At 54.1% G+C, this 23,991-nt stretch carries 10 protein-coding genes; 8 read left to right on the top strand and 2 right to left on the bottom strand.

Features of this window, described 5'->3' with window-relative positions:
* Nucleotides 1-26: 26 nt before the first annotated feature.
* Both phnO and phnP read left to right on the top strand, forming a co-directional pair.
* Nucleotides 27-494, top strand: coding sequence for an aminoalkylphosphonate N-acetyltransferase (gene phnO / locus EDF88_RS17670; protein ID WP_134186155.1), 468 nt, complete (start codon nt 27-29; stop codon nt 492-494).
* Nucleotides 472-1,230 carry a phosphonate metabolism protein PhnP gene (gene phnP, locus EDF88_RS17665; protein WP_134186153.1) on the top strand — a complete coding sequence of 253 codons (759 nt, stop codon included), beginning with the start codon at nt 472-474 and terminating at the stop codon, nt 1,228-1,230. The genes phnO and phnP overlap by 23 nt, the downstream gene beginning before the upstream one ends.
* Nucleotides 1,231-1,334: 104 nt before the next feature.
* Here the strand turns inward: phnP and EDF88_RS17660 are convergent, their stop codons facing one another.
* On the bottom strand, nt 1,335-1,844 hold the full coding sequence (locus tag EDF88_RS17660; RefSeq protein WP_064515455.1) for a transposase: 510 nt from the start codon (nt 1,842-1,844) through the stop codon (nt 1,335-1,337).
* 160 nt (nt 1,845-2,004) lie between these two features.
* Nucleotides 2,005-2,346 (bottom strand): DDRRRQL repeat protein YjdP, encoded by a 342-nt coding sequence (gene yjdP, locus EDF88_RS17655; RefSeq protein WP_064515453.1) that lies wholly within the window; start codon nt 2,344-2,346, stop codon nt 2,005-2,007.
* 422 nt (nt 2,347-2,768) lie between these two features.
* On the opposite strand from yjdP, the gene EDF88_RS17650 reads away from it, so the two are divergent.
* The 6 genes from EDF88_RS17650 (at nt 2,769) to EDF88_RS17625 (ending at nt 23,975) form a co-directional block, all read left to right on the top strand.
* Complete coding sequence (locus tag EDF88_RS17650) at nt 2,769-4,547, top strand: sodium:solute symporter family protein (protein ID WP_134186151.1); 1,779 nt, start codon at nt 2,769-2,771, stop codon at nt 4,545-4,547.
* 477 nt (nt 4,548-5,024) lie between these two features.
* Nucleotides 5,025-17,744 (top strand): Ig-like domain-containing protein, encoded by a 12,720-nt coding sequence (locus tag EDF88_RS17645; RefSeq protein ID WP_134186149.1) that lies wholly within the window; start codon nt 5,025-5,027, stop codon nt 17,742-17,744.
* Nucleotides 17,745-17,780: 36 nt separating this feature from the next.
* Nucleotides 17,781-19,688 (top strand): TolC family protein, encoded by a 1,908-nt coding sequence (locus tag EDF88_RS17640; RefSeq protein WP_134186147.1) that lies wholly within the window; start codon nt 17,781-17,783, stop codon nt 19,686-19,688.
* Between the two features lie 8 nt (nt 19,689-19,696).
* Nucleotides 19,697-20,524 carry an efflux RND transporter periplasmic adaptor subunit gene (locus tag EDF88_RS17635; protein ID WP_243839635.1) on the top strand — a complete coding sequence of 276 codons (828 nt, stop codon included), beginning with the start codon at nt 19,697-19,699 and terminating at the stop codon, nt 20,522-20,524.
* Nucleotides 20,524-21,873 (top strand): HlyD family efflux transporter periplasmic adaptor subunit, encoded by a 1,350-nt coding sequence (locus tag EDF88_RS17630; protein ID WP_064515444.1) that lies wholly within the window; start codon nt 20,524-20,526, stop codon nt 21,871-21,873. The genes EDF88_RS17635 and EDF88_RS17630 overlap by 1 nt, the downstream gene beginning before the upstream one ends.
* Nucleotides 21,870-23,975: an HlyD family efflux transporter periplasmic adaptor subunit gene (locus EDF88_RS17625; RefSeq protein ID WP_243839634.1), complete on the top strand. Its 2,106-nt coding sequence runs from the start codon at nt 21,870-21,872 to the stop codon at nt 23,973-23,975. Before EDF88_RS17630 ends, EDF88_RS17625 begins: the two co-directional genes overlap by 4 nt.
* Nucleotides 23,976-23,991: the final 16 nt, after the last annotated feature.

Here is a 23,991-nt window from a genome sequence, read left to right as displayed (position 1 = left end):
ACCAAAAATTCACAAGGAACCGCGTAATGTCTGGAACCGTTGCACTGCGCCCCGCCACACTTGCTGACAGCAATACCGTTTATGGTTTGATTTGCGAATTGAAACAGGCGGAATTTGACCGCCAGGCATTTAACGTTGGATATGCGGCAAACCTTCAGGACAACAACTTATGCTACCAATTGGCACTGATTAACGGCGAGGTAGTGGGCATGATTGGTTTGCATATGCAGTTTCATCTGCACCATGTGAACTGGGTAGGTGAAATTCAGGAACTGGTGGTGATGCCGCAAGCGCGTGGTTTTGGTGTGGGCAGCAAGTTGCTGAGCTGGGCCGAAGAATATGCCCGGCTCGCTGGCGCTGAGTTGACCGAGCTTTCCACCAGCACCAAACGATATGACGCCCACCGTTTTTATGAGCGTGAGGGTTATCAAAAGACTCATTTCCGGTTTACTAAGCCGATGGAGAGTTTGAGTGACTCTGACGTTAACCCTTAGCGGAACCGGCGGCGCACAGCTAGTGCCCGCCTTTGGCTGTTTCTGTGCCGCCTGCGATCGAGCTCGCAATAATCCGCAACACCGCCGTAAACCCTGTAGCGCCGTGGTGAAGTTCAACGATGCAGTGACGCTGCTGGATGCGGGTATTCCCGATTTAATGGACCTCTGGCAGCCCGGGGAATTTAAGCAGTTTTTGCTCACCCATTACCATATGGACCACGTGCAGGGTTTATTCCCACTGCGCTGGGGTGTGGGCGATAAAATCCCCGTTTACGGTCCGGCCGATGAGCAGGGCTGCGACGATCTGTTTAAACACCCCGGCATTCTCGATTTCAGTCACACGCTTGAACCCTTCGTCTGGTTTACCTTGCAGGCGCTGCGTGTAACTCCCTTACCGCTCAACCATTCAAAATTGACGCTGGGCTATTTTTTTGAAACCCCGCACAGTCGTGTGGCATGGCTCAGCGACACCGCCGGGTTGCCTGAGAAAACGCTGAAGTTTCTGGCAAATAATAAACCTGATGTCATCGTGATTGATTGCAGCCATGAACCGCGTCCCGAAACGCCAAAAAACCATTGCGATTTGAATACCGTTATCGAGCTTAATAAACAGATTGACTGCCCGCGCGTTGTTCTCACACATATCAGCCACCAGTTTGATTGTTGGCTGATGGAGAATGAACTCCCCAAAGGGTTTGAGGCCGGGTTTGACGGGATGGTTATTCGGGTGGAATAGCGTTTAGTTCCGCGTGTTTAATGTCGGATGTCGCTGCGCTAATCCGACCTACAAAACCACGCTCTTTCGTAGGGGGGATTAGCGCAGCGACATCCACCACTGTATCAATCGCGAAAAAACCTTCGTTCACCAACATTTAAATCTCCCACCACGCCTGCCCAATCCACCGGATAAAGTCCTTTTCTTACATCGCGGTGAAAAGAAGAATATGGCCATTCGCAAACCTTATTCACCCGCCCGTGTTTAACCGGGTTGATGTAAACGTAATCGACATGCGTTGTGTAATCGCGCTCGTCCCTGATGCAATGCTCCCAAAAACGTTTTTGCCAGACGGTGCCTCGCCGCACAGCCAGAGATGAAGTGAATGTCTTTTTAATCTCCTGCCAGCGCTGTGGGAAATCGCTTTCATTAGGAGGAAGTGTCCAGATGCAATGCATATGATCGGGTAAAACCACCCAGGCATTTATCTCGAATGGATGACGTTGTTTCACTTTTAGAATGGATTGTCTTAACTCAGCAATATACCTGGTGAGCAAGTCAGCCTGCCGGTTTTGCAGATTTACGGTGAAGAACCATGTTCCACCAGAAACACGCATACGACGGTAACTCGACATTGAAGCATCCTTGTTTCATATCGGATGTCGCTGCGCTAATCCGACATGTGGTGGGATTAGCATTGCGACATCCACCAATAATTATCACAACCTAACACAACAAAATCGAAATACTTCCGGTTAACAGTCATTCCAGAACCCGGCTCGCAGAATGCAAAACTTACCGAAAATCATCATCCAAACGGCGCTCGTCTTCTTCAAGTTGCCGGCGTTGTTGATCCAACTGGCGTTGCTGGTCGTCAAGCTGGCGTCGACGGTCTTCTAACTGACGGTGCCGGTCTTCATACTGGCGGCGATCGTCATCATCTCGACGCTGGCTTTCGTCCCAACGGCGGTCGTCGTTGTCGTCATTACGGCTGTCACTCGGTTTGTAGGCGTCGTTAATCGCCTGCGAAATAGACCCCACAATGGAGTTATCAAACAGGCCATCCAACGCATCGGCGTGGGCAAGAGTTGTCATGGTCAGGGTGCTGAGTAGCACTAAGGTGGAATATCGATTCATAAGCCCATCTCATGAAAATAGAGTTTATGGACGATAAAAAAAATGCCAGAACCCTGACAGAGGAGAATTCCCAATTTTTACGTTACTTATATTTATAAGTAATTTTTATATTTAACCGACTCCAAAATTTTCATGCCATATTTTGGTGCAGGAGAAATTAGAGAAATAGACATCACTCACCCTGAGTAACAACTCGATAATTCCGAAGATTTTATTTTCTCTTAACAAAATTTCAATGAGTTAGCGTAAAAAATAAACAATATAAAAATAATCACTCGGCAAAACCTCATTTTCATAACGACAAAAAATTCAAAAACATGATCGTTATCTGCTATTTAAAATAAATACTGAAACGATATTTCAAGTTATGTGATTCGCGTGTTTTAATCTTTCCAATTCAAACTAACTCATAGGGAACTACAATGTCTTACGATTACATTGTAATAGCGGGTTATTTCTTATTAATGGTAGCCATTAGCCTACTGTTCAAAAAAATGGCCAATAACAGTACCAGCGACTACTTCCGCGGAGGCGGCAAGATGTTGTGGTGGATGGTTGGGGCAACCGCGTTTATGACGCAGTTCTCTGCCTGGACCTTCACCGGGGCAGCTGGTAAAGCCTTTACCGATGGCTTCGCAGTTCTTGCGGTATTTATCGGCAACATGTTTGCTTATCTTCTGGCGTGGGCTTACTTCGCGCGTCGCTTCCGTCAAATGCGTGTTGATACGCCAACTGAAGCGGTACGTCGCCGTTTTGGTCCGGTCAACGAGCAGTTCTTTACCTGGGTGATTATCCCGCTCAGCGTGATTAACGCTGGTGTATGGCTAAATGGCCTTGGCGTGTTCGCCTCTGCTGTATTTAACGCTGACATCATCACTACTATCTGGATTACCGGCCTTGCGGTTCTGGCCATTTCAATGCTGAGCGGCGCATGGGGCGTGGTGGCATCTGACTTTATTCAGACGCTGGTTATTGCAGTTATCTCCGTAGCTTGTGCGGTGGTTGCCCTATGGGCAGTCGGCGGCCCGGCAAATATCGTGACTGAGTTCCCGTCTGGCTTCTTTACTGGCCCGGACATGAACTACCCGTTACTGATGGTTGGCACCTTCCTGTTCTTCGTTGTGAAGCAGTTGCAAAGTATCAACAACATGCAGGAATCCTACCGTTTCCTGAATGCTAAAGACTCCAAAAACGCCAGCAAAGCCGCTCTGATGGCGCTGCTGATGATGCTGGTTGGCGCGGTGATTTGGTTCATCCCACCATGGGCAACGGCGATTTTGTACCCGAATGCCGGTGCACAATATCCAGAGCTGGGCGCTAAAGCGCGTGATGCGGTTTACCTGGTGTTCGCTCGTGAAGCCATGCCATTGGGTACTGTAGGGCTGCTGATGGCAGGCCTGTTTGCTGCAACCATGTCTTCAATGGACTCCGCGCTGAACCGTAACTCCGGTATCTTCGTCCGTAGCTTCTACGCAACGATTGTGCGTAAAGGTAAAGCAACAGATAAAGAGCAACTGCGTGCGGGTCAAGTTGCCTGCCTGGTTAACGGCTTGCTGGTTATCTTTATGGCGCAGTTCTTTAACTCCCTCAAGCACCTCAGCCTGTTCGACCTGATGATGCAAGTGGCAACACTGCTGCAATCACCGATTCTGGTTCCATTGTTCTTCGGTATGCTGATTCGCAGAACCCCTTCCTGGGCTCCATGGGCAACCGTAATCTTCGGCCTGGGCGTATCCTGGATGGTGGTTGATGTGTTCACGCCACAGTATGTAATGTCCTGGTTCGGTGTTGAGAAACTGACTGGCCGTGAAGTTAGCGAACTGAAAACTATCATTCCAATCGTTGCACATCTGGTGCTGACCGGTGGCTTCTTCTGCCTCAGCGCGCTGTTCTATAAGCCGCAAGCAGATACAAACGTCGAAGCGACTAATGCGTTCTTTAAAGATGTGGAAACCGAGTGTGTTGAAGACGACGCGCAGGACATCGTTGACCGCATGCAGCGTAACAAGCTGGGCGACCTGACCATCTATATGGCAATTGGCTTGTCTGCAATGATGCTTATTCCGAACCCAATGTGGGGCCGCTTATTGTTCCTGGCCTGTGCCGCGGCGGTGTTTGCTGTCGGGTATGCATTAAAACGCAGTGCGAAGATCGACAAAGCAGCGGTGGTATTCAAGCCCGCAACACAAACTAATCAATAACACTATTCACTAAACTCAAAAGCCACCGAATCTTCGGTGGCTTTTGAGTTTCTCGCACAACTCGAATTGTTAACATAGTTTCGTAACCAACTATTTCTTTTATAATAGCTCACATAAGCAATGCGAAAGCATTGCTTATTATTTAACCTAAAACAATTTCATCAATTAAACCAGGCGGCTAAAAAAACCGAATACAGCCATTGATTAAGAAGCATCTTAGCCATGAAAATTAAAAGAAAATAATAACCGAATGGTTATTTATTACCTTCTACTGCAATAATTTAGCAATTTCTGCTGCTATTATCTTTTCACCACCTCAGCACACCCTTCTACACAAACCCTGTAAAACACACCAGGAATAATCTCAGATACATTCGTAAATATTATGTAATAAGGCGATCTAATACATTCATACTATGTAAATCAGATGTATCATTACCGTTAATGCTACCGAAGCCGCTAACAGAGTGATGCGCTATGTCCAGACAAAGAAACGACAATCCTACCCGTCCACGCCATCATCGTTTCGCCCTGGAGCCACGGCAGCTATTCGATGGCGCAGCCGTCACTGAGGCTGCTCATCATGCGGATAACCCGCTTGATACCCAGCACCACGATAATGCGCCAGACGCCTCCAAAGCGGTTTTTGTCCCACCGGCACCGGTGCCTGCGCCAGCATCAATAACGGCACCAGCACCCGCAGATGCGACTGCGCCACATGAAGTTTATGTCGTCGATAGTCACGTCCAGAATTGGCAATCGCTGGTCAGCCAGTTGCCAGAAGGCAGCCGCGTGCTGGTGCTGGACTCTCAGCACTCCGGGCTCGAGCAGATTAATGAAGCGCTAAAGAACGATAAAAATATCACTGCGATTCATATCATCAGCCATGGCGCCAGCGATGAGATAACGCTCGGTAGCGACAAACTTAATGACAAAACGATTGCTCAATATCAGCAGCAATTAGAAACCCTTGGCGAAAAGCTCACCACAGACGGCGATATCTTGCTGTATGGCTGCAACGTCACGTCAAAAGACACCATCCTGATTACCCGTATGGCGGATTACACCCATGCGGATGTTGCAGCTTCCAGTGACGAAACGGGCAGTGCGGCAAAAGGCGCTGACTGGGCGCTGGAATCACACACTGGCGTTATCGAAACTCGCTCGCTGGAGTTGGCTTACGATGGCGTACTGCAAGCGCCAGAGCTGACCATCACTAAACCTGACATCGTGGTTTCCGAACCCACAACGCTTCATCCGGGCGCGGAAACCGGGGCTTTTAACGGTCTGACGCTAACACCGAGTGATGATGCCAACATCGTCATCACCGTGAGATTAAGCAATACCGCGGCGGGGGATTTGGTCAACGGTAACGAGCGTGGGAAATTCCTCGAATACCTCGGGCCGATGGAAAATGCTCAGGCCTGGCTCGATTCTCTGAGATTTACCGCGAGCGATACAGAGCTTGGCAATCAGTCCGCCTCCACCGATGTGGTGTTTAATATGTTGACGTTATCGGGCGGTGCAACGCTGGTGACGCATGTCACCATTACGCCCGCCAACGACCCGGTAACTGTTCCCGACAGCACGCTCATCGTGCCGGAAAGAAACGGGTCAGGCACCGTGATTACGGAAGCGACGCTTGCCGCGCTCGACCCTGAATTACAGATTGGCGCGCAAAGCGCCTCGCAAATTGTCTACAGCCTGACGGCGATTCCGCAATACGGATATCTGACGCTCAACGGTACGCGCCTGGGCGTGGGGTCGGTGTTTAGTCAGCAAGATGTGCGTAACGGTGCGCTGAAATATGTCCACACCGCGATGGGTGATACGCAAAACACCGCCGACGGTTTTTCCGCCAGAGTGAACGACGGCGCAACGCCCATCGACCAATCCGACACGGTAAAAGTCACGCTAGAGATTGCCCCTGAAAACCAGCCGCCAACGATTAGCGGCAGCGGTATTGTGTTTGAAGGCCAGCCGCAAAATGCGGTCAATACCGGGAATGTCGGGCAGTACATTGTGGCGGAAGGCGGAGGCGACCCGCAGGATGGGAATCTCACCTTAACCATTACCGCGCTGCCCGCGCACGGCACGCTTTATTTCAATGGCGTGCCAGTGCAGGTCGGCCAGCAAATTGATTATGCCGAAAGAAACCTGCTGACCTATGCCAACAACGGCGAGGATGGGATCACACAAGATACCTTCGGGGTGAGCGTCACCGATCAGGGTGGCGGAACTCCCACAACGGCCAGTAGCGATGCCATTATCAAGCTCGATATTCAACAGGTGGACGACGACCCGTTCCTCGACACCGACTCCACCCTGCACGCCGATGTGGTACCCGGCCCGGCGGACGTGGTGCTTACGCCTGAAATGCTCACCAGCCTGGATACCGATTCCCCGGCCAATCGTGTCAGTTTTGTAGTGGATGCCGCCGGGCTGACGCACGGTTATTTGACCCTCGACGGCTTGCTGTTAAAGAGCGGCGACACCTTCACGATGGAAGACGTGATTCAAGGCAAAGTCGCGTATGTGCAATACCTGAATGCGCAGCCGGGCGGCATCGACGTGTTTAACTTCCGCGTGATTGACCACTCCACCGCGCTGCGCTGGAACCCGGACGGCACCACATTTACCCGTCAGGGCGGGATTTGGGACGGCGAAGCGGCAACCGATCGGTTAACCCATTTCCAGTTCACCATTGGCCTGGTTCGCCTCGCCAATAACCCAACGCCGGATAACGTCCCGCCGTGGAATATTCCCGATAGCACCAACAGTTCAGGGTACATCGGCACGGATGTCACCAATCCCACGCTGCCGCCGCACGGTTCGATAAACGAAGGCGGCTCGCTGGTACTGTCCGGCACCGGAAATATTTCTGATGCCACGCCGGGCATGAGTTATGTGGTGCAAGGGATCAGCCCGGATGAAATTGTTTATACCTATCTCGGGGCCGGTGCGGGCCAAAGCGGCCTGACCATCATGAAAAGTGATGGCAATGGCGGCATGGTCACGATCAACGCTTTTGGTTCTTTCACCCAGGCCGATCTGGATGCAGGCCTGATACGCATCGTTCATGACGGCGGCGAAAACTTCGAGTTTAATGCGCGCTTCTCGGTTTCCGCCGGGCAAGTCACGCTCGACGCCAATGGCAACCCGATGGCGGTCACCTGGGACCCCGAGCTTAAAATTTTCGTCACCCCGGTCAACGATGCGCCCGTGATTACAGGCTCCTCCAACACGGTTCTGGCGGAAGGCGAAACGGTGTATATCACCACTTCGCAGCTGAATTTAAGCGACCCGGATGACGCTAATAGCGGCTCGCCGTGGGAAAACATCGCCAACATTAACGGCAGTAATAACTACGCACTCAATAACGAACTTATTGGTGATAACGCCTTAAAAATTGTCTTCCAGTCGCTGCCTACCGGTGGCGTATTGCAGTATTTCAACGGCACGACTTGGGTGACAATCACCAGCGCCGATATCGGTACGCTAAAACTCGATGCCAGCCTGCTGAAAAGCGATAGCAGCAGCGGGCTGCGGTTCGTCAGTAACGGCTCTGAAGTGCGCAGCACCAGCTTTATTGTCTCGGCGGTGGATCGCTGGGGTGCATCTTCTGCGGTCAACGCGACGGTGGGGATTACCATCACCAACGTTAACGATGGCCCGATGATCCCGGCTACGCCTGACAGCCCGGATATCACCGTGCCGCCGGACTCGCCGAATAAAATTGGCGGCCTACCGGCCAATAACCCGGCTACGGTGGTGGAAGGCGGTTACGTTCAGCTCAACAATGCTCAACTTCAGGCATACGACCCGGACAGCTCGCCCGAGCAGGTGCAATATACAGTTTCCACCGTTCCGGCTCACGGACGCCTGGCGTACTCCACCGACGGCGTGAATTTTAGCTTCCTCGGCAATGGCTCCACCTTTACCCAGGCGGATATCAACAATGGCCGTATTTATTACCTGAACAATGGCGATGAGACATCCGGCAGCGGTCTGAATGCCGATGGTTTTAATTTCACGCTTTCGGATGGCGACAAAGAGCAATCGGGGAATCACTTCGCGATTAATGTCACTCCGACCAACGATAAGCCAACCGTGACAGCGCCTTCCGGCCCGATTGATATCGGCGGCAGTTCGCACGCCGTCAACGGTTTTACCGTGGCCGACCCGGATATCATCAGCGGTTCAAGCGCTACCAATATCCTCGAAACGACCGTGCGCTTACTGCACAGCAATGGCAGTGCCTTTAGCCAGGCCGAATACAACAACATTGTACTGACGGCGGCGGCAAACAGCGGTGCGACCGTGACTGGCGGTATCAATGGCTATTTGGTGATCACCGGAACCGTCGCCCAGGTTAACGCAGCGCTGGCGGGTTTGACCGTCACCTTCCCTGATGATCGCAACGCGCAATACCAGGTGCAAGTCATCACCGATGACCGCCTGCGTGACGTGAACGGTAATTTAAGCGGGGCGGCTAACGGCGGCCCGGTAAACCAGCCTGCCACTCCGGCATTCGGCACACCGCCCGGCACGGTTGATGGCACCCCTTACAACTGGTATCTGGACGGCGTTCCCGCCAATAACGGCAACATTACGGCTAATCAGGTGGTGATTAACGCCTCAGAAACCAATGACCCTGGCACCCTGGTGGTCGGTAATACTGACAAAACCACCTTTGAAGATCAGCCGACGATTATCGGCGGTGATATCACTATCACGGATGACGAATCAGCGGCTTTCGGCAAAAACGTGACCGTGACACTGACCGTCCCACAAGGCCAACTGGGGATTGCGGGCGCAGATGACAATAGCGGCTTTATTATTGATGGCGTCACGATTACCGGCGATAACAGCGGGAAATTAGTGCTCACCGGGACTGCCAGCGACATTCAGGCATTGCTCAATAACCCGACCAGCGGCCTGACTTACCTGAGCGATAAAGATGCCAACCACGATCAAAACGGTGGAGCGGCCGGCGATGTGACGCTCACTATTCATCTTGATACCTCGGCGTCTAACGTCGGGAATACCACAGGCGTGGTGCCCGCCGATGTGCAAATCGCGATAACCATTACACCGGTTAACGATGCGCCCACAGTGACCGCCCCAACAGACACCATTTTGCTGGATAACAACGCGCCTGGTGGCAACAGCGTGGGCGGAATTGTGATAAGCGACCCGGATGTTTCAGATGCTGGCGGCATTGCGACGGGCGAACAAAATATCGTGCAAGTGACCGTGCGCATCACCGATCAAAACGGGAATCCGTTCGAGGTTTTACAGTATCGTGACCAGCAAAACTCAGCGGTCAATATCTCCTCGCTGAACACCACCTCAGGCGTGACAGTGCAATCCACCAGCCCGGATGGCATCAACCCGCCTGCAAATGGCGTCAATGCACCGCTGGTGATCACCGGCACCATCGACCAAATCAACGCTTATCTCGCGCAATTACAGGTGAGAATGAGCGGCATACAACTTGACGATGCTGACCAGTATTTCCGCGTCGAAGTGATTGTTGATGACCGATTGCGCGATGCAACGGGCAGACTGACGACCGGTGCCAACGGTGGGAATAATGCCAATCCTACGGGCGATGGGACATTACCCGTTCCGACCACTGATACCAGCCCTTACGCCAAAGTCCCGGCCGGACTTGAGCTAAACGTCGCGACCACGTATCGCACCGTTTTCCAGAGCAGTACCAATGACCCGGCACATATCGAACTGGGCGGCAGTCCGGTGCTCAACACCAATGAAAACAGTGCCACGGTCACGCTGCCACCGATAACCCTCAGTGATGTGGATGCGGGCAGCCAGACCATGACGGTCACGGTTAAGCTCCCGAAAGGATTTACCTTTGTCGCACCAACCGGCAGCGGTGGCACCGTCACCGGAGCGGGCACCGACACGCTGACGTTTACCGGCTCTTACGCGCAAATTAATACTTACCTGGCGGGGCTAAAAGTCTCGCTGCCTGACGTGCCAGGAGATGCCACGGCGTCTGACTGGAATGGGAATTTTGGCGTGACGGTGACGGTCAACGATGGCGGTAACTCCGGTTCTCGCCCGGTGACATTACCCAATCTGACCGATCCTAATTCCGACCCAGGCCAGGTGGAATATGAAGACGGCCCCGGCGGCACCTCATCGGCACTGATCACGACGCGCACCTTTACCTTCACGGTCAATCCGGTGAATGACGCGCCTGTGGTTGTAGGCACGCCGACAGTGACGATCCCGACGCTGGAAGAGGACACACCGGGAGGCTCGGTGGCGGGCAGCAATGTCGGAAACCTGTTTAGCGGCTTCTTCAACGACCAGAAAGATACCGTGGATAACGGCAACACTGGCGGCGCGGGCGGCTCCCGGGCGGATAACTTCTACGGCGTGGCTATCACGCAATTAACCACCAACGCCGCTCAGGGCGAATGGCAATATTCACTCGATGGCGTGAACTGGCTTGCCGTCGGTAACCGCAGCGACAGTAACGCGTTAATCCTCACGGCCAGTTCGTCACTGCGTTTTGTGCCTGCCGCAAACTATTTTGGCAACCCGGCAACATTAGGCGTCCGGCTGGTGGAAACTAACGTCAACGGCGATATTTCTTCCACGCCGACGGTCCTGCCCAATGGCAGCGTCACCAATATCAACACCACGGGCGGGCATGGCGGCACCTCGATTTACAGTGAAACCGTCATCACCCTCAACACCGTCGTCACCAACATTAACGACCGCCCGACGCTGGGTGATAAAACCCTGACCATCGCCGAAGACACCAACGGCACGCAGACGGTCGGACAACTGTTCCAGTCGGTTTATGGCGATGCCACCGATAACCAGAGCGGCATTGCAGGCGGCGGAAACGCCAGCGGCGCACTGGGTTACGTCGCGATTTATGCCAATAACACCGATGCCAGCAAAGGCCAATGGCAATATTTTGATGGCACCACCTGGCAGGCGATCCCGTCCGATCTGGGCGAGAGCCACGCCTTTGTGCTCGCCAGCAATACCCAGATGCGCTTTGTGCCGACCGCCGATTACAACGGTTCAGTCAGCGGCGGTCTGCATTTGCGCGCCTCCGATACCACCGACACCACGGCGAGCGGTATTTTTGGCGGTCGCGTTAATTTCTTCGATTTTGCCGTCGCGGGCGACCAGACCTCACACTGGTCAAATACCGCAACGCTGGGTGTGAATATTACGGCAGTGGCTGACGCGAACAACGACAGCTTCACCACTCACGCCAATGTGCCGCTGATTAAAAATGCCAGCGATCTGCTGGCTAACGACACGTTTTCCAACGGGGATAAAACCGTCACCTCCGTGACACAACCGACAAACGGCACGCTGAGTTACGTCGGCGGCGTGCTGACTTATACGCCAAACCGGGGCTTTGTCGGCACCGACTCTTACACCTACACCGTCACCAGCGGCGGCGTAACAGAACAGGCGACGGTGACGATTAATGTCACCAACCAGGCGCCGATTGTTGCCAATGAAAACCAGACGCTCAACGAAGATACCTCGGCCTCGGGCAACGTGTTAACTAACGACCGCGACCCGGATGGCGCAGTCGATACCCTCAGTGTGAAAACCTTCACCGTTGAGGGGCAAACCTACACCGCAGGCACCACCGTGACGCTGGCAGGCAGTCACGGAACCCTGACAGTTAATGCTAATGGGACGTACAACTACACCCCAGGCGGCGACTGGCACGGCGATATTCTGGTGAGCTATGTCGTGACCGACGGCAACATGAACGGTGACAAAACCGCGACCTTAGGGCTGCACATTGCCGCCGTTGACGATGCGGTCGATAACATCGAAAAAGAGCATACCGGCACCGTCATTACCACCGATGTGCTGGCGAACGACAGCTTCGTCAATTCGGACCGTGCGGTCACCGATTTCAGCCAGGGTGCGCACGGCACCGTGACCCGCGGCCCTGGTAACACACTGATTTACACCCCGACGCCGGGCTATGTCGGCCAGGACAAATATACCTACACCGTCACCAGCGGCGGCGTTACCGAAACCGCCACGGTGTTTATTCTGCTGACCAACACCCCGCCATCGCCAAGCGCTCAGGTGGATTCAACGCCGGAAGATACGGCGCTTAATGGCGACGTGTTGCATACCATTGTTGACCCGGATGGCGACCCGCTGCATGTGACCGATTTCCAGATTGCGGGTATCGCCGGAACGCACCAGGCGGGCGAAAGCGTGATTATCCCCAACCAAGGCACCTTTATCCTGCGCGCCAATGGCACTTACACCTTCGTACCGATTGCCGACTGGAACGGCAAAGTGCCAACCATTACGTTTAACGTGTCGGATAATACCTTCGACCCGCCAACCCAAAGCACGCTGGATATCACCGTCACTCCGGTTCAGGACTTTGTGAATGACTCGGCCTCCACGCACGCCGGGACACCTGTCACCATCGATGCGCTGCGCAACGACCGTTTCAGTAATGCTGATGCCACCATCACCGACACCAGCGCGCCTGCGCATGGCTCGGTGAGTATTGTGAATAACAAACTGGTTTATACGCCAAATGCGGGTTATGTCGGCGATGACTCCTTCACATACACCGTCACCAGCGGCGGCGTCACCGAAATCGCGACCGTCACGGTCACGATGACCAACGCCGCGCCGACGGTGCCAAATGTGTATATCACCACCACGGAAGACCGCCCGATTCTCAACACCCTGCTCGGCGATGCGACGGATGGCGACAACGATAATCTGAGCATTGTTAAGTTCACGATTAACGGCACCGATTACGCGGCAGGGCTGACGCCGGTTGATATCCCCGGCATGGGCAGAATCACCATCACCCAGGAAGGGCTGTATTTATTTACCCCGCTCGCGGATTGGAATGGCGTCGTGCCGCCAATAAACTACACCGTGAGCGACGGAAACCAGGGCGGCGAAGTCAGCAGCACGCTGGTGATTACCGTCACGCCGGTGGTAGATATTCAGGCAGACCAGGCCAGCACGCACTCTGATGACGCCGTCATTATTAACGTGTTAGCCAATGACACCTTCACCAATCCTGACCGACAAGTCTCGGTTTCCGGGATCAGTGCGCAAGGCGGCAGGCTGGAAGTGCTATCGGATAACACCGTGCGTTACTCGCCACCTGCGGGCTACGCGGGGCGCGATAGCTTCACTTATACCGTCACCAGCGGCGGCATTACTGAAACCACAATTGTCTCGATTCTGGTCACTAACACTTCGCCAATGAGCGGCGACATGCAGTTGACGATGAATGAAGATGGCACGCCGCTAAGTGGTGAGCTAAATGTGACCGACCCGGACAACGACGTCCTGCGTGTGACATCGTTCCAGGTAGATGGCATCGCTGGCAGTTTCCCGGTAGTTAATCTTGGCAGCCCCACCGTTGCCGTGATTCCTGGCGTTGGGACGTTTACGCTGACTTATGACCGACAATACACCTTCACGCCAGTACCCGACTGGAATGGCATCGTGCCACAAATTAGTTACACCGTGACCGATGACAACGGTGGCGCGCTGGTGGTCGGTAAAATCGACATTGCAGTGAACCCGGTGAAGGATATCGCCGATGACAACGTGACGATGCACGCCGGAACCAGCACGACGACGGACGTATTTGCCAACGACACGTTCATCAACACAGACAAAGAAATCACCGATTTAGGCACCGCCAAATTTGGTACCGTTAGCTTAAGCGCTGACGGCAAAAGTATTGTCTACACGCCAGCGCCAGCATTTGTCGGCAACGACAGCTACACCTACAGCGTCACCAGCGGCGGCATTACCGAAACCGCCACGGTGTATATCACCGTCACCAACGCCCCTCCGGTGGCGCAGCCTGATGTCAACGCGGGTAACGAAGACACGCCCCTTGCCGGCAACGTCTTAACCAACGATACCGACGCCGATAACCGCCCCGCCGTTCAGGACACGCTGACCGTCACAGGCTTCACCCTGGCGGGCGACTCGATTTCTCGCATGGTCGGCAGCCCGGTCTTTATCTCCGGGCAAGGTCAGTTCACCCTCAACGCGGATGGCACTTACACGTTTGTCCCGGTCAAGGACTGGAACGGAACGCTGCCGGTGATTACTTATCAGATTAGCGACGGGCGAAACGGCGGCACCAGCAGCAGCACGCTGACGCTCACCGTCACACCAGTGCAGGACATCGAGCGTGACGATGCGACCACACACGCCGGAACGCCAGTCGTCATTGACGTATTAAACAACGACACATTTGAAAACAGCGACCATCAGATAACCGCCACCACCAACGGCTTGCACGGCACCACCACGATTGTTGACGGGAAAGTGGTTTACATCCCGGTCGCCGGTTTTGTGGGAAACGATATCTTTGGCTACACCGTCACCAGCGGCGGCGTGCGTGAAACCACCTTTGTCACAGTGAGCATTACCAACAACGCGTCACAGGCGGCTGATGACAGTAACGCCACGCCAGAAGACGGCGTGGCGGGCGGCAATGTGCTGACTAACGACCGCGATATTGATAACGACAAACTGACCCTCACCGGCTTTACCGTGGATGGCACGACGATTTACGCGGCGGGCGGCGCGCTCAACATCCCGAATATGGGCGTGTTGGTCATGCAGGCGGACGGCAACTGGACGTTCACGCCGGTCGCTGACTGGAATGGCACCCTGCCTGTGGTGACGTATTTCGTCAGCGACGGCAATAATGGCGGCGAGTCCGAAGCCAAACTGCGGGTCATCATCACTCCGGTAAAAGATGCCTTTGACGATAACGTCACGGTACACGGCAACACCTCCGTGACCACCGATGTCTTCGCCAACGACACTTTCGCGAACAGCGATAAAATTATTCAGAGCGTGACCCAGGGCAGCCACGGCACGGTGAGCATCGTCAACGGCAAAATCACCTACACGCCAAACGTGGGTTATGTCGGTACAGACAGTTACTCCTACACAGTGTTGAGCGGTGGGATTCAGGAGACCGCGATGGTCAGTGTCACGGTGGAAAACACCCTCCCCGTTACGCGCCCGGATCTCAACATTACGCCGGAAGATAACGTGGTCAGCGGCAACGTGCTGGATAACGACAGCGATCCCGACGGCGACCCGCTCACCGTGACGCAATTCAATGTCGACGGCCAAACGGCTCCGGCAGGCTATCCAGTTATCATCGCAGGCGTGGGGGAATTCACTTTACGCAGCGACGGGAGCTACACGCTAACGCCCATTGCCGACTGGAACGGCAGAGTGCCGACCGTAACCTACACCGTTAACGATGCGCTGATTGGCGGCATCTCGACCGGCACGCTGAATATTATTATTTCGCCGGTAGCTGATATTAATGCCGACGACGCCACCGTCCACGCCGGGAATCCGGTGACGACGGATGTCCTCGCCAACGATAACTTCGAGAACCAGGACGCCACCATCACCGCCGTGACCAGCGGCGCAAATGGCAGCGCGGTATTGCAGCCAAACGGGCAGATAACCTATACGCCTCGCACAGGTTTTGTCGGCACCGATACTTACACCTACACCGTGACCAGCGGCGGCGTCACTGAAACTACTACCGTCACCGCTCATGTCATCAACAGCGCGCCCGTTGTTAGCCCGGAAGGGGTCATTACTCCGCAAGGGAACGCGGTTTCCGGCAACCTGTTAACCAACGATTCAGACCCGGACGGCGACCCGATTCATCTTTCCAGCTTCCAGTTTGGCGGCCAACGTTATGCCGCAGGCGAAACCGCTGTGCTGGCGGGCATTGGCAGCCTGACGGTACTGCGCGATGGCAGTTACACCTTTACGCCAGTGAGCAGCAAATTCGGCTTTGTTCCTCCCGTGACCTACACCGTGAGCGATGGTAACGAAGGGGGCGAAACCAACGGCACGTTGCGCATTCTGGTGGCACCGTCGGTGGAAATTCAGGTGCGCGAAGATGGCCTGACGCCGCTTGACCCAGGCGCTCAGGAAGTGAGTGGCACGCTTGATTTGCTGTCGCTCGATAAGCTGAAAACCTTCACCTTCCAGGGGCGTGTCATCACCGCCGAACAGCTTTTGCAGCTTAATCCGCTGTCGCCAATCACCATCGAAACCGTGACCGGCACCATTACGCTTTTGGCTTACTACAGCCCGGCCGACGGCGAAGGGCATGTGGATTACCGCTTCACCCTGCGCGAAGCCGTGTCGCAACCAGGATTGGTGAGTACGCACAACGATTACGCCGTGGAAGTGAACGGCGTTACCGTCGGCCAACTGCGCATTACCGTGTTTAACGACAGCCCAACCGCCACAGATGACAGCGCGGAAATCTTACAGGACCAAAACCAGGAGTCAGCCAGCGGCAACGTCTTTAACGATGACCGCATGGGTGCCGATGGCGCAGCGAACAACGGCCCGGTGACGGGCGTCGTGTCGGAAAACACCGGGAGCACAGGCACCATTGGCGGCGCGAGCGGCGGGCAATACGGCACACTCACACTCGATAGCAAGGGCAACTGGACCTACCAAGTCAACCGCAGCGACCCGCGCGTAGCGTCACTTGAAGCGAATGCGACATTGACCGAGGTGTTTGTTTACACCATCACCGACAGCGATGGCGACGTCAGCGAAGCACGCCTCACTATTTTAATTCATGGCGTCACGGCGATGCCAAACGTCGATGACCGTAATGGCGACCAGATATTTGGCCGTGAGGAAGAAGAAACACTACCCGCCTACAGCCAAAGTTACGAGCCGGGCTTGTTTATTCTGCCGCTCGTCTATGATTTACAAAGTGACGCAGTGGGTCTGCAAACCCGACTAAACAGCCAATTTGCAGCCTATGGCTACGGTATTGAACAAGCAAATGCGCCGGTCATGCAACAAGCTGTGCTGTTCTCCCGCTGGTACAGCGACAGCCGTGAGCAGCGCACTTTACCTGGCTTAGAAAGTAACGCCCTTGGGCAAAATTCGCTTGGGAACTCATTTGGCCCGTTTGGTATTGGACAAGCCGATGAGCGCAGCTCATTTGCTCAAACGTCGGTCACGCAGGAAGCGACGCAGGTTGAACAACCGACTGTTATCGCATCGGGAGCACAACCTTTATCCATGCAGCTTGCTGCCCTGGAAAAACAAACTTTGGCGTCTGGAAAGCACATTACAGTCCCGACAATCACTCGCCGGTAAAGGCTAAAGCAACTGTTTAAGATGGAAATAACAACAATGAACGCATACGTGGTGGCTGAAGTGAAAAAACGTGGCGTACCGTTAGTCAAACCTGTTGCTGGGTTGATTGCGGTACTGATTTTGGCTGGCTGTGGCACCATTAAACCGGAACCGTTAACTCAGGATGAGATCACCACACGAGTGAATCGTGACCGGGCAGAAATGTACCGTGGGCAAGAATCCCTAAGCGGCCCGATGACGTTATCCGATGCCATGGCGCGCGCGTTAAAATATAACCTCGACTACCGTCTGAAAATGATGGAAACCGCGTTGTCGCGCAGTTTGTTGGATGTCTCGCAACAAGACATGTTGCCAAAGCTGATGGCAGATGCAGGTTATCGCTGGCGTGATAATGATTCGGGCGGCACCAGTATCGGTATCGATGACGGGCTCGTCAGCTTGCGCCCTTCCACGTCGGAGGAACGTGAACATTATCTTTCCAGCGCGACTTTCTCCTGGGATCTTCTCGACTTCGGTATGAGCTATTACCGCGCCAAACAACAAGCCGATGAAGTTAATATTGCGGAAGAACGCCGCCGTAAAGTGCTGCAAAATATTGTCCAGGAAGTGCGTGATGCCTACTGGCGTGCATTAGGCGCGCAGCGTTTGCTCGACGAAACCCAACCACTGGCCGAGCAAATTGCCCAGGCGCTGGATAAAACCCGTGAAGCAGAACAGGCCGGGATCTTGCCGCCAATTGAAGGGCTGGAATACCAGCGCGCCCTGCTTGATGCCATGACCTTGCTGAACCAAAAACGCCAGCAAATGGAATTGGCAAAAAGCGAGCTGACGGCGCTTATCAACCTGCCGCCGGGCACACCGCTGGTGTTGCAAGACACACCAACGCCGCTGGCACCACCTCCGACCAACATTGATAAGCTTGAGCAAATGGCACTTGAGCGTCGCCCGGAACTGCGTGAGGAAGATTACAAAACGCGCATCGACAGCTATGAAACCAAGCGCCAAATCGCCTCGTTATTCCCGAGTCTGAATCTGTTCGCCGGGTTGAATTACGACTCCAATGAATATCTCTACAACAACAACTGGATTGAAGGCGGCGTCGGTGTCTCGATGAACCTGTTTAAGCTGCTGAGTATTCCGGCAATCAGTACCGCCAACGATGCCCGCGCACAAACCGATGATGCACGCCGTATGGCGCTGAGCATGGCGGTTCTGACGCAAGTTCGTGTCGCTACTGAACGCTACAAGCTCGCCTCCTATGACTTCCAGATTGCCGAACAATCGGCGCAAGTCGACCAGCGCCTGGCGAGCATTTCCCGCGCAGGTTCTGATAACTCACTGACCAGTGATCTTGAAACATTGCGTACTCAGGCACGCTCGATTGTTTCGCGCTTCCAGGAAGCTTCATCATATGCCGAAGCGCAGGCCGCCTATGGCCGAGTGCTGAACTCTGTGGGTATCGATTTGCTACCAGATCAGGTTAATCAAACCGATGTTGCCAGCTTATCGCGACAAATTGCCACCAGTTTGCGCCAACAAGAGAGCAGCGTATTTGCTCGTACTGCTGGTATTGTGGTGGAAAAACACCCGATATCTGTGCAGATCACGCGCCTGCCATCTGGCGTTTCACGCTCCACCGTTTCGCAATCCGTTGGTCGGGTGATTGAAGCAAACCACCTGTCTCTTGAGCCGTCACCGAAAAGCCTCACCTTGCAAATGGGCTTCAACATTGGTGCCAGCAACGGCACACGTAAAGGTGTGTGGACAATGCGTGTGCTGGATGCAGACGGTTCTGAAGTGCTGACTCGCCAGTACACAAGCTACCTGCCAAACGAAACCAGTACGCGTTCCATCAGCGCACTTGCCGAAGCAGCAACATTATCCATTACTACTGATTTACAAAGACTTGCAGGGGCAACCCCTGTTCTGACTGCGACGCCATGAGGCTGTGTATGAATAACAATAAAAAGAGCACATCTGCTCTACTACTCTCGCTAGCCTGTTTTTCTGTGCCAGCCTTTGCCGCCAATCCTGTTTTTGCGGCTCCTGCTGAGGTAAAAACACCCACCGCGCAAGGCAGTACCACGGTGCGCTTCCTGGTACTCGCCAACCGCGAAAGCCCGCTTTCAAGCGTAGTGCCTGGGCGCATGGCGAAAATCAATGTGCAACTCGGCGACCCCGTAACCCAAGGCAAAGTGCTGGCAAGCATGGATTGTAGCGATTTAGTGGCACGTAAAAATGCCGCCGAAGCGGAGTTTCACGCCGCTCAACTGCGCTATGAAGCCAAAGCAAAACTGCAGGGATTACAATCAGCTGCTGCACTTGAAGTGGGTTTAGCCGCCTCTGAAGTCAACCGTACCAAAGGTCAGGTCGGCATTTTTGACGCCCAACTGGCGCAGTGTCGCTTTGTGGCACCGTTCAATGGTCGCGTAGCCAAAATCTATGTCAAAGAAGGCCAGGGGATTGGTGCTGGTGCGCCTGTGATTGATTTGGTCGGAAGCGGCACGTTGCGTGCGCGTTTAAACGTGCCTTCAAACTGGGTGGCATGGCTGAAAATTGGTTCGCAGCTTAATGCCTCCGTGGGTGAAACCGGCAAGCAATACCCGCTCACCGTGACGAATATCAGCGGCAAAGTCGATGCGGTCAGCCAGACTATCGAAATTGAAACTCGCTTCCCGGAAAAAACCGATGACGTGTTGCCGGGCATGAGCGGACAAGCCGTTGCTATCTGCCCTCCTGATGAAAACCGTTGCCTGAAAAGCGGAGCTGCAAATTCGTGATGTCCAGTACAGCCTTCTACCAGCTAGCAGCCCGGGTAGAAGCGATAAGCAACTCCGCCGAGTTAGGCTTCGCTATATGTAACGAAACACGCCAACTGGTGGATTACCGCCAGGCGGCGCTGTTGTCTCTCACCTCATCCAACCGTGCAAAACTGGTCGCTCATTCAGGGCTTAGTGATACCGACAACAATACACCGTATGCCTTATGGCTCTCTGACGTAGCAAAAGAGATTGCGCCACATTGCCGCGCACTGCCGCCAGAAGCCCGTGTGCTGGCACTTTCACCCGCGCAACTCAGTGAGCCCCTTGCTCCGCAGTGGGATGAATGGCTGCCTGCAAATGTCTGGGTGTTGCCATTAACCGGTGCCGACGGAGAGATTCACGCGCTATGGTTTTTGGGCCGTGACGACCCGTGGCCAACAACGCTCGCACCGACATCCCCGGAGTTTACCCTGCTGCAACTGAGCGGGTTGTACGGTTATGCATGGTGGGCCTTAACGGCACGACCTTCACGTTTCAAGCAGTTCTGGCAGCGCAATACCGGGCGTCGTCTCGGTTATATCGTGCTGGCGGTGCTGTTGGTGTTATGCATTCCGGTGCGCGAATACACACTGGTGCCTGCCGAAATTATCTCGCTACACAGTGAAGTGATTGCCGCTCCTGACTCCGGCGTGATTAAACGCATGGTCGTGCTGCCAAACAGCGATGTGGTGAAAGGCCAGGTGCTGGCAACGCTCGATGACACGACATTGCATAACCGCCTTGCTGTGGCACAGGCGGAGTTGGAAACCACTGAAACCACGTTGCATCAGGCTTCACAACAGGCGATTGAAGACCAACAGGCTAAGTCAGAACTGGCAATGGCTGAAGGCAAATGGCGCGAGAAAAAAGTTGAAGTTGAATCGATAACACGCGACCTCGAAAAGCTGACCATTCGTGCTCCTGATAACGGCGTATTTGTCTATTCTGACCCGGACGACTGGGCTGGTCGTCCGGTTCAAACCGGTGAGCGAATTGGTTTGCTGGCAGACCCTGATAACCTCGGCGTTCGCGCCTGGGCCCCGGTAAGTGAATCCACTAACCTGAAGCATGGGGCACCGATGAAAATCTTTTTGAAAGTCGCCCCTCTTGATTCACTGGACGCAAAACTGGGATACGCGGGTTATCAAACGGTGGAAGCACCCAACGGTGTCGCCAGTTATATGCTGCGCGGCACGCTGGAAGGTAAACCTGCGGTTGCGCGTATTGGCTTGCAGGGAACCGCGCGCGTAACGGGTGATTGGGCAATGCTCGGTTACTTATTGCTACGTCGCCCTATTGCCACATTACGTGCCGGGAGCGGGTGGTGATACCTGGTGCTGCAACGGCCCCAGCGTGGCCTGCGCTACGTGATGAACTGCGACTGAACAGCGCAGGTACCAACCGCGACGGCTCTCCGGCCTGGCACTTGGCTGATCCTGTGCGTAATCTTTTTTTTCGCCTTGGCTGGCTGGAAATTGAAATTCTTAAACGCTGGCAACTGGCGGATGCCGGGAAAATAGCGCAGACGATTAATCAGCAAACTACGCTGAATGTTGATGAAGAAGATATCAAAGCTTTTGTGCTGTTTTTACAGCAACAACAGTTGCTACGTAGCGCTCGCTATCGCCCGGCATCCTCTGCGTGGAAGTGGTTGTTACACAGCTATTTGTTTATCCGCATTCCGCTGGTTCACCCGGAAAAAGCCCTGCGTAAAGCGCTGCCGTGGTTAAAGCCGCTGTTTAGCAAAACCTTCATGTGGTTAACGTTGTTTGTTGCGATTACCGGTATTGTGCTCGCCGCTCGCCAGTGGGACACCGTGGTTGCCACGTTGCATAACTCGGTGAACTGGCATGGCGCGGTGGCGTTTGCTATCGCTCTGGTTTTTTCCAAATGTTGGCATGAAATGGGCCATGCGCTTACCGCTACCAGGCACGGTGTACGGGTTGGGCACATGGGTGTTGCGTTACTGGTGATGTTGCCGATGGCCTACACCGACACCGGTGAAAGCTGGAAGCTCATCCGTTCGCGCGACCGTTTAAAAATTGCCGTCGCCGGGATTGCCTCTGAATTAGTTCTGGCAGCATGGGCTACCTTGCTGTGGTCGTTTGCACCGGAAGGCAGCGTCAAAAATGCGTTATTTTTCCTTGCGACCACCGCCTGGGTTATGACAGTCGTGGTTAACGCCAGCCCGTTTATGCGTTTCGACGGTTATTACATTCTGAGCGACATGCTGGATTTTCCAGGGCTGCACGAGCGCGCAGGAAACTGGGCGAAGCGGTCGATGCGCTGGCATCTATTTGGTATCAACGATCCAAAACCCGACAACGTCACCCCGGCCTTTGCCCGTTTTCTGACGGTATTTGCCTTCGCCACCTGGATTTATCGCCTGCTGCTGTTTATCGGTATTGCGGTCGTTATCTATCACGCCTTTTTTAAGGCGTTGGGCGTGATTCTGTTTTTGATAGAGATTGTGACTTTTGTGGTGCAACCGATGATCCGAGAAATCAAACACTGTTGGGCACGGCGCGCGGAAAGCCAGCCTTTCCAGCGCCGAAGATTGCTGCTGATTGCTATCGCCACGTTGCTGGTTATTTTTGTGCCGTGGTCGAATAAAGTGAATCTGCCTGGGGTGATTGAAGCCGGTTTTGTACAGCCAATTTATACGCCGTACAGTGCGCGCCTCGAGAAGATCCTCGTCACCGATGGGCAGGAAGTGAAAGCCGGGCAACCGCTGTTCGAGCTGATTGCACCACTACCGGAAACCTCGCAGCGAAAAGCTGAGGAGATGCGCCGCGCATGGGAGTTCAGCGCGCGCGGTGCGCTAGGGCTTGATAAAGATGGCCCGGCAAAACAGGTTCTGGCAGAGCAAATGGCGCGCCAGTACTCGCTCCAGCAAAGCGCTGGGAATAATGAATTGCTGCGTCTGAGGCTGGTCGCGGCTTCCAGTGGCCGTATTGAAGATAGCGATATTTCGCTGCAACCGGGTAGCTGGGTTTCCCCTTCTACACACATTGCCACACTGGTGAATGCCGATCGCTGGCGGGTGAAAGCGCTGGTGGGTGAAGAAGATTTGGGGCGCTTACGCGTAGGGGCTCAGGCAAAAATTTATCAGCATGATGAGTGGCAGCCGCTTATCGGGCGTGTGGTTTCTATCGACCATAATGTCGTCACTCGCCTGCCATCTTTGTTGCTGGCTAAAGATCACGGTGGCCCAGTGCAATTAAACCCAACCGCGCAGGCAAAAGATTTGCGTCCACAGGGCGTTTGGTATCGCGTATCAATTGAAGGTGACGGAAAAGCTGCTGCCCTCAACCGGGAAAATCTCGCTGATATTTCTGTTGAGAGTAAACGCCAGAGTCTCGCACATCGCTGGTTTAATAGCGTGTCATTGATGCTGATTCAGCAGACGGGCATGGGGAAAGATGGGTAAAGTCTAATGGGATTGG

The organism is Buttiauxella sp. BIGb0552 (assembly GCF_004366275.1).
GTDB classification, from domain to species: domain Bacteria; phylum Pseudomonadota; class Gammaproteobacteria; order Enterobacterales; family Enterobacteriaceae; genus Buttiauxella; species Buttiauxella gaviniae.
The sequence above is the reverse complement of the archived record's forward strand: the minus strand, read 5'-3'. Positions and strand labels throughout refer to the sequence as shown.

Bases quoted from the DNA above. Each gene is read 5' to 3' on its own strand.
- EDF88_RS17640 (WP_134186147.1), top strand. From the start codon at position 17,781: ATGAACGCATACGTGGTGGCTGAAGTGAAAAAACGTGGCGTACCGTTA.
- EDF88_RS17645 (WP_134186149.1), top strand. From the start codon at position 5,025: ATGTCCAGACAAAGAAACGACAATCCTACCCGTCCACGCCATCATCGT.
- EDF88_RS17650 (WP_134186151.1), top strand. From the start codon at position 2,769: ATGTCTTACGATTACATTGTAATAGCGGGTTATTTCTTATTAATGGTA.
- yjdP (WP_064515453.1), bottom strand. From the start codon at position 2,346: ATGAATCGATATTCCACCTTAGTGCTACTCAGCACCCTGACCATGACA.
- EDF88_RS17660 (WP_064515455.1), bottom strand. From the start codon at position 1,844: ATGTCGAGTTACCGTCGTATGCGTGTTTCTGGTGGAACATGGTTCTTC.
- EDF88_RS17630 (WP_064515444.1), top strand. From the start codon at position 20,524: ATGTCCAGTACAGCCTTCTACCAGCTAGCAGCCCGGGTAGAAGCGATA.
- EDF88_RS17635 (WP_243839635.1), top strand. From the start codon at position 19,697: ATGAATAACAATAAAAAGAGCACATCTGCTCTACTACTCTCGCTAGCC.
- phnO (WP_134186155.1), top strand. From the start codon at position 27: ATGTCTGGAACCGTTGCACTGCGCCCCGCCACACTTGCTGACAGCAAT.